Source organism: Rhodococcus sp. MEB064 (assembly GCF_000834565.1).
Taxonomy (GTDB): domain Bacteria; phylum Actinomycetota; class Actinomycetes; order Mycobacteriales; family Mycobacteriaceae; genus Rhodococcoides.
This window is the reverse complement of record NZ_JXQS01000018.1, coordinates 247,956-265,523: the sequence shown is the minus strand read 5'-3', so window position 1 is coordinate 265,523 and position 17,568 is coordinate 247,956. Positions and strand designations below refer to the sequence as shown.

Annotated in this window: 16 protein-coding genes, 1 pseudogene and 1 riboswitch; of the genes and pseudogenes, 7 read left to right on the top strand and 10 right to left on the bottom strand. The window is 67.8% G+C overall.

Annotated elements, in window-relative coordinates; genetic code table 11:
* Nucleotides 1-59: 59 nt before the first annotated feature.
* Together RU01_RS10665 and RU01_RS10660 are read right to left on the bottom strand one after the other, a co-directional pair.
* Nucleotides 60-2,066 carry a glycosyltransferase family 39 protein gene (locus RU01_RS10665; RefSeq protein ID WP_042574484.1) on the bottom strand — a complete coding sequence of 669 codons (2,007 nt, stop codon included), beginning with the start codon at nt 2,064-2,066 and terminating at the stop codon, nt 60-62.
* On the bottom strand, nt 2,063-3,322 hold the full coding sequence (locus tag RU01_RS10660) for a bifunctional glycosyltransferase family 2/GtrA family protein (RefSeq protein ID WP_042574483.1): 1,260 nt from the start codon (nt 3,320-3,322) through the stop codon (nt 2,063-2,065). The genes RU01_RS10665 and RU01_RS10660 overlap by 4 nt, the downstream gene beginning before the upstream one ends.
* A gap of 109 nt (nt 3,323-3,431) precedes the next feature.
* Here RU01_RS10660 and RU01_RS10655 point away from each other — a divergent pair, with 109 nt between their 5' ends.
* A complete protein-coding gene (locus tag RU01_RS10655; RefSeq protein ID WP_042574482.1) occupies nt 3,432-3,860 on the top strand; it encodes an HIT family protein in 429 nt (142 codons plus the stop codon).
* Here the strand turns inward: RU01_RS10655 and RU01_RS10650 are convergent.
* The gene (locus tag RU01_RS10650; protein ID WP_042574481.1) at nt 3,820-4,716 is read right to left on the bottom strand and encodes a LysR family transcriptional regulator ArgP; all 897 of its coding nucleotides are present in this window, start codon (nt 4,714-4,716) and stop codon (nt 3,820-3,822) included. The genes RU01_RS10655 and RU01_RS10650 overlap by 41 nt on opposite strands.
* 33 nt (nt 4,717-4,749) lie before the next feature.
* Here RU01_RS10650 and RU01_RS22465 point away from each other — a divergent pair.
* Nucleotides 4,750-5,325 (top strand): annotated as a pseudogene (locus tag RU01_RS22465) (LysE/ArgO family amino acid transporter); the annotation flags it as partial.
* Here the strand turns inward: RU01_RS22465 and RU01_RS10640 are convergent.
* Both RU01_RS10640 and RU01_RS10635 read right to left on the bottom strand, forming a co-directional pair.
* Nucleotides 5,215-6,822 (bottom strand): sensor histidine kinase, encoded by a 1,608-nt coding sequence (locus RU01_RS10640; RefSeq protein WP_269430120.1) that lies wholly within the window; start codon nt 6,820-6,822, stop codon nt 5,215-5,217. The pseudogene RU01_RS22465 and the gene RU01_RS10640 sit on opposite strands and share 111 nt — an antisense overlap.
* Nucleotides 6,819-7,535 (bottom strand): response regulator transcription factor, encoded by a 717-nt coding sequence (locus tag RU01_RS10635; RefSeq protein ID WP_042574561.1) that lies wholly within the window; start codon nt 7,533-7,535, stop codon nt 6,819-6,821. Before RU01_RS10635 ends, RU01_RS10640 begins: the two co-directional genes overlap by 4 nt.
* 107 nt (nt 7,536-7,642) lie before the next feature.
* A riboswitch (guanidine-III (ykkC-III) riboswitch) is annotated at nt 7,643-7,705 on the top strand.
* Between the two features lie 15 nt (nt 7,706-7,720).
* Between RU01_RS10635 and RU01_RS10630 the strand changes: the two genes are divergently transcribed.
* Both RU01_RS10630 and RU01_RS10625 read left to right on the top strand, forming a co-directional pair.
* Entirely contained in the window at nt 7,721-8,035 is a 315-nt protein-coding gene (locus RU01_RS10630) for a DMT family transporter (protein WP_042574479.1), read from the top strand.
* A gap of 34 nt (nt 8,036-8,069) precedes the next feature.
* Nucleotides 8,070-8,942 (top strand): ABC transporter, encoded by an 873-nt coding sequence (locus RU01_RS10625; protein ID WP_231568671.1) that lies wholly within the window; start codon nt 8,070-8,072, stop codon nt 8,940-8,942.
* Here the strand turns inward: RU01_RS10625 and RU01_RS10620 are convergent.
* Both RU01_RS10620 and ald read right to left on the bottom strand, forming a co-directional pair.
* Nucleotides 8,939-9,640: a dienelactone hydrolase family protein gene (locus RU01_RS10620; RefSeq protein ID WP_042574478.1), complete on the bottom strand. Its 702-nt coding sequence runs from the start codon at nt 9,638-9,640 to the stop codon at nt 8,939-8,941. The genes RU01_RS10625 and RU01_RS10620 overlap by 4 nt on opposite strands.
* 11 nt (nt 9,641-9,651) lie before the next feature.
* Nucleotides 9,652-10,737 (bottom strand): alanine dehydrogenase, encoded by a 1,086-nt coding sequence (gene ald / locus RU01_RS10615; RefSeq protein WP_042574559.1) that lies wholly within the window; start codon nt 10,735-10,737, stop codon nt 9,652-9,654.
* Nucleotides 10,738-10,831: 94 nt separating this feature from the next.
* On the opposite strand from ald, the gene RU01_RS10610 reads away from it, so the two are divergent.
* Nucleotides 10,832-11,353 (top strand): Lrp/AsnC family transcriptional regulator, encoded by a 522-nt coding sequence (locus RU01_RS10610; protein ID WP_042574477.1) that lies wholly within the window; start codon nt 10,832-10,834, stop codon nt 11,351-11,353.
* 183 nt (nt 11,354-11,536) lie between these two features.
* Nucleotides 11,537-12,235, top strand: a complete 699-nt coding sequence (locus RU01_RS10605) for an anti-sigma factor (protein WP_042574558.1) — start codon at nt 11,537-11,539, stop codon at nt 12,233-12,235.
* A 344-nt stretch (nt 12,236-12,579) separates the two neighbouring features.
* On the opposite strand, the gene RU01_RS10600 is transcribed toward RU01_RS10605, so the two are convergent.
* Together RU01_RS10600 and pruA are read right to left on the bottom strand one after the other, a co-directional pair.
* A complete protein-coding gene (locus RU01_RS10600; protein ID WP_042574476.1) occupies nt 12,580-13,527 on the bottom strand; it encodes a proline dehydrogenase family protein in 948 nt (315 codons plus the stop codon).
* Nucleotides 13,528-13,529: 2 nt separating this feature from the next.
* Nucleotides 13,530-15,167, bottom strand: coding sequence for an L-glutamate gamma-semialdehyde dehydrogenase (pruA, locus tag RU01_RS10595; RefSeq protein WP_042574475.1), 1,638 nt, complete (start codon nt 15,165-15,167; stop codon nt 13,530-13,532).
* Nucleotides 15,168-15,304: 137 nt separating this feature from the next.
* On the opposite strand from pruA, the gene RU01_RS10590 reads away from it, so the two are divergent.
* On the top strand, nt 15,305-16,951 hold the full coding sequence (locus RU01_RS10590; protein WP_082043022.1) for a PucR family transcriptional regulator: 1,647 nt from the start codon (nt 15,305-15,307) through the stop codon (nt 16,949-16,951).
* Here the strand turns inward: RU01_RS10590 and RU01_RS10585 are convergent.
* Nucleotides 16,936-17,568 (bottom strand): DUF2461 domain-containing protein, encoded by a 633-nt coding sequence (locus RU01_RS10585; protein ID WP_042574474.1) that lies wholly within the window; start codon nt 17,566-17,568, stop codon nt 16,936-16,938. The two genes, RU01_RS10590 and RU01_RS10585, sit on opposite strands and share 16 nt — an antisense overlap.

Below are 17,568 nucleotides of genomic sequence, written 5' to 3'. Positions count from 1 at the left end.
ATCCGGTGCGGAAATGTTCGTCACGCGAACGTTTCCGCACCGGATTGCCGGCCAGGTCCTCAGGCGGTCAGGTCGTACAGCGTCACGTTGTCCACCGTCTGTGCGGTGAAGTTCGCTGTCACCCACTCGCTGATCTCCGCGGAGGTTCCGGAGTCGCGGCCACCCATGCCGCCGCCGGCGATGAACCAGTGGATCTCGCCCTGCTGCACGTAGGCCTGGAACTGCGCCAGCGTCGGTGACGGATCGCTGCCGTTGAACCCACCGATCGGCATGACCGGGTCCTGCGTCGCCAACTGGTACCCGGACGCCGAGTTCGACCCGATCGCCGCAGCAACCCAGGTGTAGCTGTCCGCGTCCTCCGCGAGCAGCTCGGTCAGTTCCGCGCTCGGCGTGCTGCCGCTGAGCAGTCCGCCCATACCGCCGCCGTCCGCGCCGCCGGGCATCGCACCGGTCGGAGCTTGGGCTCCCGGAACCTGACCTGCAGGAGCCTGACCACCCGGAGCCTGACCACCCGGAGCCTGACCACCCGGAGCCTGACCGGCACGCATTCCGCGGCCGTCGTCCCTACCGCCTCCGCGGCCGAAGCCCATGCCGCCGCTGTTCGGGCCCGCGGTGACGATGGAACCTTGGTGAGCGGTCGCGATGGTGTCCACCGCGTAGGCCGTGGGTCCGGCAAGTCCGGCGAACAGAGCGGCCAGCACAGCCACCGTCGCGAGGCGACCACGGGTGAGGCGGGGAATCAGCAGGGCCACGATCGCGAATACCCCGACCACGGCGACGACGACCTTCAGCCACGGCACGAATGTCGCACTGCGCGAGAGCAACACCCACTCGATGACGACGGTTGCCCCCATTGCCGCAGCAAGAACGAGACGGGTCCAGTACTGCTCACGTGCCCGCCACAACGCGACGCTGCCCATGCCCACGACGGCGGCGACAGCAGGTGCCAGCGCCACGGTGTAGTACGAGTGGAAGATGCCGGCCATGAAGCTGAACGTCAGTCCGGTCACCAACAGCCACAGTCCCCACACCACCAGCGCGGCACGGCGGGCATCGGCACGAGGAGCCCTGCCCCGCAGGACGATCGAGGCGACACCGAGTATCAACGCGGCCGGGATGAGCCAGGCGATCTGGCCGCCCTGGGACGAGTCGAACATCCTGGTGATGCCGGTGTCACCCCACATGCTCCCGCCGCCGGTGCCGCCACCCGGTGTGACCGATCCGGTCTCTTCACCGTTGAGGCGACCGAGGCCGTTGTAGCCGAGCGTGAGTTCGAGGATCGAGTTGTTCTGCGAGCCACCGATCCAGGGGCGTGACGACGCGGGCCACAGTTCGACGATCGCGATCCACCAGCCTGCGGCGACGATCGCCGCGCCGAGCGAGACGAACAATTGCCCGATCCGAGCGCGTACCGATACCGGCCCCACGAACAGGTAGGTCGCGGCGATCGGTGGCACGACGAGCATGACCTGGAGTTGCTTGGTCAGGAAGCCGAAGCCGACGAACACTCCGACGAGAACCAACCATCGGGTGCGACCGTCCTCCACCGCGCGCAGCATCGCCCACACCGCGGCGATCATCAGGAAGACGAGAAGGGCATCCGGATTGTTGAACCGGAACATCAGAGCCGCAACGGGAGTCACCGCCAGAACCAGTCCGGCGAGCAGACCGGCCGCCGGACCGAACTGGCGGCGGACCGTGCGCCACATCAGCGCCACGGACGCCGCACCGAGCAGGACCTGCGGCACCAGGATCGCCCACGAGTTCAGGCCGAAGACCCGGACCGACAGTTCCATCAGCCACAGCGACATCGGGGGCTTGTCGACGGTGATGGAATTGGCCGCGTCGGACGAGCCGAAGAAGAAGGCCTCCCAGGATTGCGAACCTGCCTGTACCGCAGCGGAGTAGAACGAGTTGGCCCACCCGTTGCTGCTCAGGTTCAGCAGGTAGGCGACGGCCGTACCGACGATCAGGACGGTTGCGGCGAGGGGCTCCCACCGGCGATGGCGGGACGGCGGCGTGTAGCCGCGCGCATGATCTTCGGGAGCGGTGACGAGAGTGGTCATCGGTTCGTGTCCATAACTGTCGTAGAAGTATCGGTCGTCGAAGTACGGAAGACCCATCGCAGGGCGATGAAGCGGGTGACGGTGGCAACCAGGTTGGCGAGGACGAGTACCGCCAGCTCGAGGTGCTTCGACGCATCCGGGAGCCAGTCGTGCAGCGCGAACAGGGAGCCGGCGGTGATGAGCCAGCCGACGACGAATACCGCGAGTCCCTGGAGGTGATGGGTCGCTGCGCCGCCGGAACCGCGGACGCCGAAGGTGAAGGCGCGGTTGGCCGCCGTGTTCAGCACGGCCGTCACCAGCAGTGCCACGAAATTGGCGCCCTGGGCGCCGAGCACGGTATGCAACATCAGATACAGGACCGCGTAGGCGACGGTGCTGGCGACGCCGACGAGACCGAACCTGACCAGTTGTCCGACCATGCCCACGGGAACTCCTGTCACCGGACCGATCGGCTCGCGTCCCAGGCTGCGACGCAGGTCTGCCACCGGGAGTACGCCCGTCGCGAGTGCTCGACCGACGCGCCAGCACCCTTTGAGATCGGCGACGGCCGTGTCGACGATGTCGACGCTCGAGCGGGGATCGTCGATCCAGTCCACGGGCACCTCGTGGATCCGCAGCCCGACGCGTTCGGCGATCACCAGCAACTCCGTGTCGAAGAACCATCCGGCGTCCTCGACGAGCGGCAGGATCTTCCGGGCGACGTCGGTGCGGATCGCCTTGAATCCGCACTGGGCGTCGGAGAACTTCGCGCGCAACGACGTGCGGAGGATCACGTTGTAGCTGCGAGAGATGAACTCTCGCTTGGCTCCTCGGACGACCCGCGACGACGTCGCCAGGCGGGACCCGATGGCCAGGTCCGAGTGGCCGGATGCAAGCGGTGCCAGGAGCGGCATGAGCGCTCGTAGATCGGTGGACAGGTCCACGTCCATGTAGGCCACGATGTCGGCGTCCGACTCGAGCCACACCGCCTTGAGTGCTCGGCCGCGCCCCTTCTCGTCGAGATGACGGACTGCGACCCCGTCGAGTTCCGCGGCGAGCCGCTCGGCGATGGCGCGCGTCTCGTCGGTACTCGCGTTGTCGGCGACGGTGATGCGCGTGGAATAGGGGACATCGACGGCGAGGTAGGCGTGCAGCCGGCGCACACACGCCTCGATGCCGTCCTGCTCGTTGTAGACGGGAACGACGACCTCGACGGTGGCCACACCCCCGCGCCGCCGCGCCCGGAACTCCGGCCGTTCGATGGAATCAGTTGTCATGACCTGAACACTCGCTCCGCGCCCCGGGACCGCCCCGGGCTCGACCCGGGAGTTACCCGGGAGCGTCAGGCCACCGCGCAGGACCGCGCCCGACCATTACAGTCGCATCATGGCATCCGTGTTCAGCGCAATCATCGCCGGCGACATCCCCGGTCGCTTCGTCTGGGAGGACGACGACGTGGTCGGGTTCCTCACCATCGCCCCGGTCACGCAGGGCCACACGTTGATCGTTCCCCGAGCGGAGATCGATCAGTGGCAGGACATCGATCCCGCCACGTTCGGCGCTCTCACGTCCGTCGCGCAGACGGTGGGCAAGGCGGTGCGCACAGCATTCGGGGCGCCGCGTGCCGGGTTGTTGATCGCCGGTCTCGAGGTGCCGCACCTGCACCTGCACGTCTTCCCGGCGTTCGACATGGCTGACTTCGACATCACGAAGGCCGACACCTCACCGTCGCCCGAGTCGTTGGACGAGGCACAGGAGAAGATCACGGCTGCCCTCACCTCGTTCGGTCACGGTCAGCACGTTCCGACGCGCTGACCCGGGCCAGCATCGTCCGCGCCGCTCCGATGACGGCGTGGGCGACGGCGTCGAGGGCCGGTGATGCGAGCGACCACTGTTGCCAGAACAGCGCCACGTCGATGACGGTGTCGTCCAGTTCGACGACGTCCAGATCGTCTCGCTGTTGATCCGGCACCATCCCCCATCCGAAGCCCAGGCCCACCGCCCGCGCGTACTCGGTCGATGACGGCACCAGATGTCGCGGCGGGGTGTACGCGCCGACACCGTGGAGCGACAGGTAGCGATCCTGCAGCGAATCCTTCTCGTCGAACGCGATCACGTGGGCGTGCGACAGCGCCGCGGGCGTGATGCCGTCGGCAAAGAACCGATCAACGAAACCCTTTGTCGCGCAGGGTCGGTAGAGCATCGAGCCCAGCGCGGTGGACGAGCATCCCCGCACGGCGGAATCCACCGAGGTCACCGCGGCGGTGACGGTCCCTCCTCGGAGAAGGTCCGCGGTGTAGTCCTGGTCGTCGCGGTGGATGTCCAGGATCACCGAACCCGCGAGCGGCGCCAACGCCGGCAGTACCCACGTGGCCAGCGAATCGGAGTTGACGGCCAGGGACACGCGCGCGACGCCGTCGGTCGCACGCAACTCGTGCACGGCGCCGTCGGTCAACGTCTGGATCTGACGGGCGAGACGCAACAACACGGCCCCGGACTCGGTGGGCGCCACCGGCTTCGTTCGCGTGACCAGGACGGCGCCGACACTCACCTCCAGCGCCTTGATGCGTTGACTCACGGCCGAGGGCGTGATGTGAAGCGAGCGAGCGGCAGCCTCGAACGTGCCGTCGTCGACCACGGCGCGCAGGGCTTCGAGCTGGTCGGACTGCATGATATGAAGCTACGCTCATGACTGCTGAAAAACATGAGCTGGACTGCATCACGACCACGCCCTAGCGTTCGTCGCATGTCATCCCTGCTGGTCGGCTTCGGCGTCGGCCTCTCACTCATCGTCGCCATCGGCGCACAGAACGCATTCGTGCTGCGTCAAGGAATCGCCCGGCAGCACGTCCTCGCGGTGGTGCTGGTGTGCGCGCTGTCCGACGCGATCCTGATTCTTGCCGGTGTGTCCGGCATCGGCGTCGTGGTCGAGACCTACCCGACGGCCGTCACCGTCGTGACCGTCGCCGGCGTCGTCTTCCTGACCGTGTACGGCCTCACCGCTTTCCGACGCGCCCTGCACCCGTCCGCGCTGACGGTCGAGAAGACTGCGACCGGCGCGTCCCTGCGATCGGTGATTCTGACGAGTGTGGCTCTGACCTGGCTCAACCCGCACGTGTATCTGGACACCGTGGTATTTCTGGGATCGGTGGCCAATCGTGAAACCGGCTCAGCGCGTTGGTGGTTCGCTGCCGGCGCTGTCCTGGGCAGCGTGGTGTGGTTCACGGCTCTCGGTTTCGGCGCCCGCTTCGCGACGCCCATCTTCGCCAAGCCCGTCGCCTGGCGTGTCCTCGACGTCGTGATCGGTGTCGTCATGCTCCTCATCGCCGTCGTCCTGGTCGAGGGACTGGTATCCGGCTGAGTCGGCGAGTGGTGAGAGTCGGGGCAGCTCGACGCGGAACGTCGCCCCCTCCCCCGGCACGCTGTGCACGGACACGTGGCCGCCGTGCGCCGCGACCAGAGCCGACACGATCGAGAGCCCCAGTCCACTGCCGCCGCTCTCGCGCGTGCGTGACCTGTCGGTGCGGTAGAAGCGTTCGAACACCCGGTGCGCATCGTCCTCGCTCAGGCCCGGCCCGGTGTCGCGTACTTCGAGAACCGCTTTCTCACCCACGGTTCCGACGGCGACGGTGACCGACGCGGTGACCGGGGTGTGCCGCAACGCGTTGCTCACCAGGTTGCTCAGGACCTGGCGTAGCCGCGCGTCGTCGCCGAGCACCTCGGGTACGTCGCTGGCCTCGATCACCTCGAGGCGCACGGCCCGCTCGGGCGCGGTCGCCGACGCGTCGTGCACGGCGTCGGCCGCGATCCTGAGCAGGTCGACGGGCTTCTGCTCGACCGGGCGCTGCGCGTCGAGGCGCGCGAGCATCAGCAGATCCTCGACCAGCAGCCCCATCCGAGCCGCCTCACCGCCTATGCGGGTCATCAACATCTCGGTGTCGGTCATCGCGCCTTGACGGTAGAGCTCCGCGAATCCGCGGATGGTCGTCAGCGGTGTCCGCAGTTCGTGGGACGCGTCGGCGACGAAGCGACGCATCCGGTCCTCCGATTCACGGGCCGCGTTCTCCGACGCCTCGGTGGCCGCGAACGCCTGCTGGATCTGGGCGAGCATCCCGTTCAGTGCGGCCGACAGTCGTCCCACCTCGGTCCGCTGATTCCATTCCGGGACGCGACGGTGCAGATCTCCGGCGGCGATGGCGGCAGCCGTGGTCTCCACTTCACGCAGCGGCCGCAGACTGCGCCGGACCACGAAGTACGCGAGGACACCCAGGATCAGCATGACCCCGAGCCCGATGAAGATCTGCAGCCTCACCAAGCTCGAGACGATGGCCTGATTTCCCGTCAGCGGAATGGCGACCGTGGTCTCGCCGTCGGAGTTGGTCACGGTCACCGTCCGCCACTGCTGATCGACTCCGTCCAGAGACCCGACCGTTCGGGGCGTCGCGGACACCGCGCCACTGAGATCCGGTTGGACGTCGCCGAGGTCGCTCACCGGCTCGCGGACGGACCCGTCCGCCCCGACGGCGCGCACGTAGAACGCTGCCGGCGGTCGCAGCGGATTCGCCTCGGACGGAGGCGGACCGAGGAAGCGGTCACCACGCGGCTTGGCCCATCCCGATGCAGCATCCATCAACTGCTCGTCGACACGCTGGGTCAGCGTGTTCTGCAGAGCACTCGTGACGGCCACGCCGGAGCCCGCGAGGCCGAACGCCACGAGCAGCAGCAGCACCGCCACCAGCGTGACGCGGAGCGGGACGGCCCCGAGACGGCGCCTCACCGTCGCGGTTCCCGCAGGACGTACCCGACCCCGCGCAGCGTATGGATCAACCGTGGTTCCGTCGTGTCCACCTTCCGGCGCAGGTAGGAGACGTAGGACTCCACGACGCCCACCTCGCCGCCGAAGTCGTAGTGCCAGACGTGGTCGAGGATGCGCGGCTTGGACAGCACCGTTCCGGCGTTGACCATCAGGTAGCGCAACAGCGTGAACTCGGTCGGCGACAGCGCCACCGGTTCGCCGGCCTTCCACACCTCGTGGGTGTCGTCGTCGAGTTCGATGTCCGCGAACACGATCCGGGACGGCTGCGTCAGCGGCCCGGGTGCCGACCGGCGCAGGATCACGCGGAGCCGTGCGACGACTTCCTCGAGACTGAACGGCTTGGTGACGTAGTCGTCGGCGCCCATCGTCAACCCGGTCACTTTGTCCTCCACCGAATCTCGTGCGGTGAGGAACAGGGCCGGTGCGTCGATACCATCGGCGCGCAGTCGTCGCAGCAACCCGAAGCCGTCCATGTCCGGCATCATGACGTCGAGAATGAGGGCGTCCGGCTTGAAGGTTCGCGCGACGTCGAGCGCCGCCGGGCCGCCCGACGCGGTGCGGACCTCGAAGCCCTGGAATTTCAGACTCACCGACAGCAGTTCGACGATGGTCGGCTCGTCGTCGACGACGAGCACCTTGGCCTCGGCAGTGGTGGAGGGGCGCGACGTCGTCATGGTGGAATTCTCGCTCACGACTGCCATCGTGTCCGTCGGTGCTGACATCTACCCGGGGCGTCGCTGTGAGCTTGCTGTGAGCCGCGGCGACTTTGCTACGGTCGAGGACAGACTGCTGACACAGACCCGGACGAGCGCACCGTACCCGGCCAGCGACAAGACGGTGCCAGGAGAGTCGACGACACATGGCTTGGATCGTTCTCGTACTGTCCGGCGTCCTCGAGGCCGTCTGGGCGACCGCACTGGGGAAGTCCGAGGGCTTCACTCGACCTGTCCCCACCATCGTCTTCGGCACGGCGCTGGTGATGAGCATGGGCGGGCTGGCCTACGCGATGCGCACGATTCCCACCGGCACGGCCTATGCCGTGTGGGTCGGGATCGGCGCGTCCCTCACCGTCGTCTACGCGATGGTGTCGGGCACCGAGTCCGCCACCCCGATCAAGATCGCGCTCATCGCGGGCCTGGTCGGCTGCGTGATCGGATTGAAGCTCGCGCACTGATCCGCCACGTCGGATGCAGGGTTACAGTGACCCCATGAACTGGGTGTCCGCAGTCACATTGCCGGTGCGCGTCGGGCTGGCGGTCGCCGAGTCTGCAGTCGGCGTCGCCGAATCCGCCGTCGCGACGACGAGGATGGCTCTGGCCGCCGGAGCGTCCGGCTCGATCGACGCCTTCGCGCTGGCCAATCCGCGCGGCGGACCGCTGGCCCTTCTGGGTCAACTCGCCGAACTCACCTCGGACGACCGGGCGTTCGGCCACGCTCTGCGACCCGGTGGACCGCTGGATCGCCTCCTCGAGCCGGGTGGCGCCGTCGACCGACTCACCAGCAAGGGCGGCACCCTCGACAGGTTGCTCGAACCCGGCGGTCCGCTCGAACGCATCCTGGCCGACGACGGTCCCCTCACCCGAGTCCTCGCCGAGGACGGTGCCTTGGATCGACTGCTGGCCGAGGGAGGACTGCTCGACCGGCTCACCGCTGTCGACGGTCCCATCGAGCGGTTGACGGCGAAGGACGGTCCGATCGAGCTGCTGACCAAGGAGGGCGGCGTCATCGAGGCGCTGACCAAGAAGAACGGCGTGATCGACACGGCCATCGCCGAGGGCGGCCTGGTGGAGACGCTGCTCGGAGACGACGGCGCCATCAAACGACTGACGGCGAAGAACGGCCCGCTGGATCAGTTGGTCACCGTCGCCGAGTCGCTCAGCTCGCTGGCGCCCAACCTCGAACGCATGAGCGCCAGCGTGGAGATCCTGCAGGACACCGTCGACGTTCTCGCCGCGGCGGTGAACCCGCTGGGCGAGCTGGTGGGCAAGCTGCCCAGCCGATGGGTCAAGAGTCGCGGCGCCATCGAGCCCAAGACCGGCGAGGTGCGCGGCGCGCTGCAGGGGCCGGGAGTCGGGCGCTAGTTCTTCACGTGGCGCCCGAAGAAGTCGAAGACGCGGGCGAACGCATCCTCCGATTGCTCGTGCTTGTAGCCGAACCCGGTGATGCGGAGCAGTAGTGCGGCGGGACCTCGTGCCGAATCGTTCGCGAAGCTGTGGCCGGCACCCGGGTACGTCTTCACGTCGTGTTCGATCCCCTTGTCCTGCAACACCTTCTCGACCTTCTTGCCGGCTCCCTGCAGAACCGGGTCGTGCTTACCGAAGCTGGCGACGATGGGGCACGCGCCCTCGAGTGCCTCCTCGACATTCTTGGGGAGCACACCGTAGAAGGGCGCGCTGGCGTCGAATCCACGAGGCGCCAGGGCCAAGGCGAACCCGCCGCCCATGCAGAACCCCACGATGGCCACGGAGTCCGTCGTGTCGTCCCGCGCAACCAGCGCGTCGCGACACGCCATCAGATCGTCGACGGCCTGACCCTGGCGGGCGAACAGCGACCGGAACACCCCCACGACGCACTTGGCCCGGCCGCCTCGTGCGTACAGGTCGGGCACCAGTGCCAGGTACCCCTTGTCCGCGAACCGCTGCGCGATGTTGCGGACGTCGTCCGACATGCCGAACACGTCGTGCACGATCACGACCGCCGGCCACGGCCCCTCTCCCGACGGTGTCGCGAGTGTCGCGTCGATGCGATCGGTACCGGTGTCGACCTGGATGACAGTCATACCGGCCGACTCTAGCGACCCAGCGCCGTTCTCACGGTGTCCGAGAGCAGGTCGCCGTCGTGGACACTGAGACCGTCGGCGAGACCGGACATCGTGCGGCACGCCTGCTCCCATCCCTGGTCCGCCAGCGTGAGCACATAGGGCAGGGTCGCGTTGATCAGCGCTTGCGTCGACGTGCGCGGAACCGACCCCGGCATGTTGGCGACGCAGTAGAACAGCGAGTCGTGCACCGCGAACGTCGGATCGTCGTGGGTGGTGGGGTGTGAGCTCTCGAAGCAGCCACCTTGATCGATGGCGATGTCGACGAGGACGGATCCCGGCTTCATCCGCGCCACCAATGCGTCCGACACGAGCGTGGGGGCCTTCGCCCCGGGCACCAGGACCGCACCGATGACGAGGTCGGCGTTCACCACTGCCTGCTCGAGTTCCCACGTGGTGGACACCAGAGTCTTGACCTGGCCGCGGTATCTCGCGTCGATCACTCGCAACTTGTCGACGTCCAGATCGAAGACGGTCACGTCCGCTCCGAGACCGTGCGCCATCGAGACGGCGTGCGAGCCGGACACCCCGGCGCCGATGACGACCACCGACGCCGGACTCACTCCGGGCACACCCCCCATCAGCACTCCGCGGCCACCGGCCTGCTTCATCAGGTGGTAGGCGCCGGCCTGCGTCGCCAAGCGGCCGGCGACCTCGCTCATCGGCGCGAGCAACGGGAGTCCGCCGCCGCGCCCGGTCACCGTTTCGTAGGCGATGGCCGTCGTTCCCGACGCGAGGAGGGCGTCGGTGCAGTCGGCCGACGCGGCCAGGTGCAGATAGGTGAAGAGAGTCTGACCGGCCCGGAGCCGCGTGTACTCGGCCGCGATCGGTTCCTTGACCTTGAGCAGCAGGTCGGCCTCGTCCCAGACCTCGTCCGCGGAGCGCCCGACGTCCGCACCGGCCGCCTTGAAGTCGGCGTCCGAGAACGAGGAGCCCTCGCCCGCGCCGGTCTCGATCAGGACCCGGTGCCCGCGGCCCACCATCTCGTGGACACCGGCCGGCGCCGCCGCCACCCGGTATTCGTGGTTCTTCAGCTCACGGGGGATGCCGATCTTCATGACGGGTCCTTTCCAGTCGGAATACGTCCCCATATCGTGAACTTTGTTCGCGATCTCCGCGATTCGAGTGAAGATAATTCTCTATGATGCCGTTATGGACATCGAATCGTCGGACCTCGGCCTGTCGGACCCGGTCACGTCGAACAATCTTCGGCCCTCGACGCTGGACCGTGTCGACCGCGTCATCCTGCGGGAACTGGCCGTCGATGCCCGCATCCCCAACAACACACTGGCCGGCAGAGCGGGCATCGCCCCGTCCACGTGCCTCGGCCGCGTGCGGTCACTGGTCGACCGCGGCGTCATCCGCGGATTCCACGCCGACATCGACCCGGCCGCCCTGGGGCAGGGTCTCCAAGCCATGATCGCCGTCCGCCTGCTCGCCGGAGCGCGGCGCCACCTCGGCGAGTTCGCGGAATCGTTCACCGCGCACTCGGAGGTACTCGACGTCTACTTCATCGCCGGAGCGGACGACTATCTGATCCACGTGGCGATGCAGGATTCCGCACATCTCCGCGACTTCGTCGTCCAGAACCTCAGTGCTCATCCCTCCGTGGCCTCGACCGAGACGATCCTCATCTTCGAACACCTACGGCCGCGCTTGGTGGACGGCGGGTGACCGCCTGCGGAGGGGGTGCCCATCCGGCCGGTCGAGCGCACCGAATACCCGGTGTACTTGCCAGGAGAGACGGCCGTGGATGTAACGGGGGTTCTGTGTCGCCCACTCTCTGCCTGAGCCCTATTCGACACATGGAGGCACTTCGAGATGAGCGACCACGGTTCGCCCGATCAGCCTCTCAGGATGCCTGACAGAGATCTCCTCGAGCTCGCGTACGTATGCGCTCTGGATGCGATGGCAGCGTCCGAGCAGTTCGAGACCATGACTCGACTCGACAACTCCGACACATCGACGCGGCGCCGCTTCGACGCCATCGTGCGCGACGTCCGCGAGACCATGGCCGTCACGTCCGAGTCGACACGAGTGCCCGCACCGGCCGAACTGCGCGATCGCATTCTCGGTGCCGTCGAGGACACGCACCAGGTGCCGGTCGCCGGAGCCACCGTCGTTCCGCTCCGCCCGTCTCGCCGTCGCGGTCGACGCACCGCGGCCCTGGTCGCTGCTGCGGCCGCCGTGGTCGCCGTCGGAGGCGCAGTCACGTTCCAGCAGAACACGACTGCGGACGCGCCCGTCGTGGCGGTGGCCGCTCCGCTGGAATCACCCGTCGTCGGCGGCGGAACGATGACCGTCGACTACGTACCCGGCCAGGATCGCGCGATCGTGCACATGACGGGAGTGGAGGCGCCTCCCGCCGGCTCGGTCTACCAGGTCTGGCTCATCGAAGGCACACCCGTGTCCGTCGGCACCATGGACGCCGATGCCCTGGCGGTGCCGGCCTCCGTTCCTGTCGACGACGCCACCGCTTTGTCGGTCACCGTCGAACCTGCGGGCGGTTCGCCGTTCCCCACCTCGGGTGCCGTCGCGCGCGTCGATCTCGCCTGACGCATCGCTGTCGAACACATGTTCGATGTGCTGTAGGGTGATGTCACTGCACCGCCCGACGTCAGACCTTCCCTCGTGACGTGTGATTCCCGAGGAGACGTCCGTGATGAACCGCCGTCGGCAGCTGCATCTCATGAACGGGGTGTGGCACGAGGAAGCGCCCGCTACCTGCACCAACGGCCATGCGCTGCAGGCCCGTTCGGTTCTGGTCGGCGCGCGGGCATGCTCGTGCGGCATCGGCCACCACCGCACGCACTATTGCCGCACGTGCGGTGACACCATCTTCACTCCCGCCCTCGGCGAGTCGTGTCGGGACGGGAGTTTCGACGGGCGCGCGAACCGACTCAGGAGCGGGAGAGAAGGGAGCGGAGGAAGAACGTCATGTTCGCCGGACGCTCCGCCAACCGACGCATGAAGTAGCCGTACCACTGGGTGCCGAACGGTACGTAGACGCGGACGCGGTGACCTTCGGACGCCAGCCGGACCTGTTCGCCGTCGCGGATTCCGTACAGCATCTGGAACTCCATGTCGCCGGGACCGCGGCCGAGCTCGGCGGCGTCGCGGAGTGCAGCGTCGATCATCCGTGGGTCGTGGGAGGCGACCATGGGGTAGCCGTCGCCCTCCATGAGCACCCGGAGGCACCGTTCGTAGGAGGCGTCGACGTCCTCCTTCTTCTGGAATGCGACCGCCTCCGGCTCGCGATACGCGCCCTTGCACAGGCGAATTCGCGATCCGGGGCCGGACAGGTCGCGGCAGTCCTGCTCCGTGCGGTGAAGGTACGCCTGCAGGACGGTGCCCAACGACGGGAAGTCCTTGCGCAGCTCCCGCACGATGGACAGCGTCGAGTCGGTGGTGGTGTGGTCTTCCGCGTCGACGGTGACCCAGACGCCCGCGGCGTCCGCGGCGGCGCAGACCTTGTGTGCGTTGGCCAGCGCGACGTCGTGGCCGTCCCCCGGCAGCGATTGCCCCAGGGCCGACAACTTGAGAGACACCTCGAGCGCGTGCTCACCGGGCGCTCGCAGTGCGGCGTAGGAGTGCAGTAGCGACAGGTAGGCGTCGACGGTGGCCGTGGCCTGCGCGGCGTCGGTGGTGTCCTCGCCGAGGTAGTCGACGCTGATGGCGCGACCGGAGGCGAGCAGGCCGCGGACCGATGCCAGGACCTCCGGCTCGGTGCTTCCGGCGATGAACCTCTGGACCAGCGAACGGGTCAGCGCCGACTTCGCGACGACGCGTTCGAGTCGGTGCGAGCGCCCGGCGGCGAGCAGGACGGGACGGAGCGGATTGGTCGGCATCGTCAGACTCCCTGGTGGGGGTAGGTGTGATCGGTTGCGGGAACGAACGTTTCCTTGATGGTGCGTGCCGACGCCCACCGCAGCAGGTTCTGCGGTGACCCGGCTTTGTCGTTGGTCCCCGAGGCTCGGGCTCCACCGAACGGTTGTTGTCCGACGACGGCTCCGGAGGGCTTGTCGTTGACGTAGAAGTTCCCGGCGGCGAAGCGGAGGGCGTCGGTCGCCTGCGTCACGGCGACGCGGTCGGTCGCGATGATCGATCCGGTGAGCGCATACCTGGAGGCCTTGTCGACCATGGCGAGGGTGTCGGCGAATGCCCCGGGTATCGAATCGTCGTACACGTGGACGGCGAGGATCGGCCCGAAGTACTCGGTGTGGAACGCGTCGTCGCTCGGGTCGTCGCCGAGCAGCACCGTCGGGTCGACGAACCAGCCCTCGGAGTCGTCGCAGGCACCACCGGCGGCGATCGTCAGGCCGGGGGCGGACTTCGCCCGGTCGAGAGCTGCGGCGTTGCGGTCGAACGCCTTCCGGTCGATCACTGCTCCCCCGAAGTTCGACAGGTCGGTGACGTCGCCGTAGGTCAGGGACGACGCGGTGTCGACAAGGGTGTCCCCCATCTTCGCCCAGACAGACTTCGGCACGAACGCCCGTGACGCGGCCGAGCACTTCTGGCCCTGGTAGTCGAAGGCGCCTCGGATCAGGGCCGTGGTGAGGACGTCGGGGTCGGCGGAGCTGTGGGCGACGACGAAGTCCTTGCCGCCCGTTTCGCCGACGAGTCGCGGGTAGCTGTCGTAGTTCGCGATGTTCTCGCCGACCTCACGCCACAGTCGCTGGAAGGTCGGCGTCGATCCGGTGAAGTGGATTCCCGCCAATCGACGGTCGGCCAGTGCGACCTCCGACACCAGCGGACCGTCACCGAGGACCAGGTTGATCACACCGGCGGGCAGCCCGGCGGCTTCGAGCAGCTGCAGAGTCAGGTACGCGGCCACGGCCTGCGTCGGCGACGGCTTCCACAGCACCGTGTTGCCCATGAGGGCGGGAGCGGTGGGCAGATTGCCGGCGATGGCGGTGAAGTTGAAGGGTGTGATGGCATAGACGAATCCTTCGAGGGGTCGGTACTCGACGCGGTTCCACACACCGGGCGACGACATCGGCTGTTCGCTCAGGATCTGGCGGGCGAAGGAGACGTTGAAACGCCAGAAGTCGATCAGTTCGCACGGGGAGTCGATCTCGGCCTGGTAGGCACTCTTGGACTGTCCGAGCATGGTGGCCGCAGCGATCGTTTCGCGCCACGGGCCGGACAGCAGATCGGCGGCGCGGAGGAACACCGCGGCACGCTCGTCGAACGGGAGCGATCGCCAGGCGGGTGCCGCCGCGGCCGCGGCATCGATCGCGTCGCGCACGTCCTGGTGCGTGGCGCCGGTGAACGATCCGATGACCGACGAGTGACGATGGGGCTGGACGACGTTCTCGCGCGGGCCGCTCGCATCACGGTGCACCCCGCCGATCACCTGCTTGATCTCGGTGGGTGTGCCGGCCAGTCGATCGAGCTCGGTGGTCAGCCTGGTTCGTTCGGCGCTTCCCGGTGCGTAGGTGTGCACGGGTTCGTTCGTCGGGGTGGGTACGGCGGTGACGGCGTCCATCTCGGGTCCTCCGGGTGTTCTCGTCGATCGGGGTGTGATCACTCAAGCCCATGGACACCCGTCGAATATTCAGCCGATCCGACGAGAGTTCGTCCGATGCTCTGTCCGATCGGACAAAGGATTGTTACCGTCGAGGCATGGTGTCCCGTCGGAACGCGCCGACCCTCGACGCGGTGGTGCGCGCGCTACATGCCGCCTTCGTCGAGGTCCTGGTCGCCCCGGCGGGTCTCGAGGTTCCGATCTCGTCCGTCACGCTGGTGGATCCGGACGACCTGTCAGCCGAGGCGTACACGACGGCGGCGGCCGCCGATCTCTATCTTCTGGCGGGTGTCCGCGAGGCGGACGCGGTGACGTGGCTCGAGGAAGTGGGGACGCGCAGCGCGGACCTACGACCGGTCGCTGTCATGAGCAAGGCCGCCGCGTCGTCGACGTTGATGCAGCACGCTGCCCGCGTGGCGGGGGTTGCGCTGATCGCGGTGCATTCGCAGACGCGCTGGGACCGGTTGCTGTCCATGGTGCGCGGGGTGCTGGACCAGTCGAACCAGTACATCGTCCCGACCGGACCCTCCGACCTCGGCGGCGTACTCGGTGCCGACACCGACCTCTTCGGCCTCGCGCACACGGTCGCCGTTCTCACCCGGGGCATGGTGAGTATCGAGGACGAGCGGTCGCATGTGCTGGCCTACTCCGCCTCGAACGATCAGGCCGACGAGTTGCGCACGTTGTCGATCCTCGGCAGGGAGGGCCCGTCCGAGTACCTTCGGCGTCTCGAACAGTGGGGTGTCTACGACAGTGTCCGGCGGTCCGACGACGTCGTCGAGGTTCCGGCGCACCCCGATCTCGGCATCCGACGACGGCTGGTCGCGGGCATCAGGACGACCTCGTCCGAGCCGAAGTTGCTGGGCACCTTGTGGATCCAGGAGGGACAGCGACCTCTGGCCGACGACGCCGGCAGCGTGCTGCGCGGAGCCGCCGCGGTGGCCGCACGGCTGATCACCCGCATCATCGAAGCCCCGACGAACGAGGCACTGCAGATCCAGCGTCTGCTCGGTGCCCGCGGCGGCGGTGTCGACGTCCCGTCACTCGCCGCCGCACTGTCCATTCCCACCGACGGGCCTGCCGCGGTGATCGGGTTGGCAGCCACCGGCACCACGTCCGCCACCGCGACGTCCGATCTGTCGACGGCGATCCGTCTGCACGCCAGCTCCTTCCACCGCCTGTCGTTGGTGACCACCATCGGCGACCGGATCTACGTGTTGATACCGCGAACACGCGCCGAGACGTCGGTCGAGTCATGGACGCGCCAACTCCTGGACCGCATCGACGCGCGCACGACCGTCCGCCTCCGCGCAGCGGTCGCATCGCCCGTCGCCGCCCTCGGCGAGGTGGCGGCTGCACGGACCGAGGTGGACCGTGTATTGGACGGAACGTCGGATTCCACCGGTGACCGCGTGACGACGCTGGCCGATTCGCGCACGTCGGTACTGCTCGGAGAGATCGTGGACATGGTGGCGGCCCACCCCACTCTGCAGGATCCGCGGATGAGCGCACTCGTCGAGTACGACGCCAGAACGTCGTCGTCGATGTGCGAGAGCACCCGGATGTACTTGACGCACTACGGAGATGTCCGGCGGGCCGCTGCCGAACTGCACGTCCACCCGAACACGTTGCGCTACCGGGTGCGCCGGGTGGAGGAGATCACGCGGACCGATCTGTCCGACCCCGCCGCGCGTCTGCTGATGGAGATCCAGCTGGCGGTATGGGCCCGTCAGGCCAGAACCTGACGGCACCATTCCATCAACGGCGTGAAGTCCCGCCACGCCGCTCGGACATGATCGGCGCACGCCTCGGTGTCCAGCCAGGGCGGGCACCCGAAACTGCGGCCGAGGGTCAGGGACTTGTGACGCAGCAGGTCGATCCGCGGGTGATCGGCGTCGTATCCACGAGGGGACGTCTTCAGGCGGTCACCGCCGCGGTCGTACCCTCGTCCTTCCAGGTCGGCGACGATCTTCTCCAGCTCGGCGCCCCTCACATCGTCGTCGACGACGGCGCGGAACTGCGCGATCGTGTCGGACGTCGATGCGTAGAAGCCGCCGGCGACCATCAGTCCGGCCGCGTCGACCTGGACGTAGTACCCGGTGGACGGCGCCACCTGGACATAGGCGCCCTGGTGAGTCTTGTACGGCACCTTGTCCTTCGAGAAGCGGACGTCGCGGTGCGGGCGGAACAGCTTGGCGCTGCCGAACTCGTCGGCCAGCACCTCGGTCAGCGCGGTCATCGGCGCACGGACCGACTCGTCGTAGGTGTGCTTGTGTTCGGCCCACCACGTCTTGCTGTTGTCGGCCTCGAGGTCCTCGTAGAAGTCGAGGGCGGCTTCCGGGATGCCGGTGAACGAGGTCAT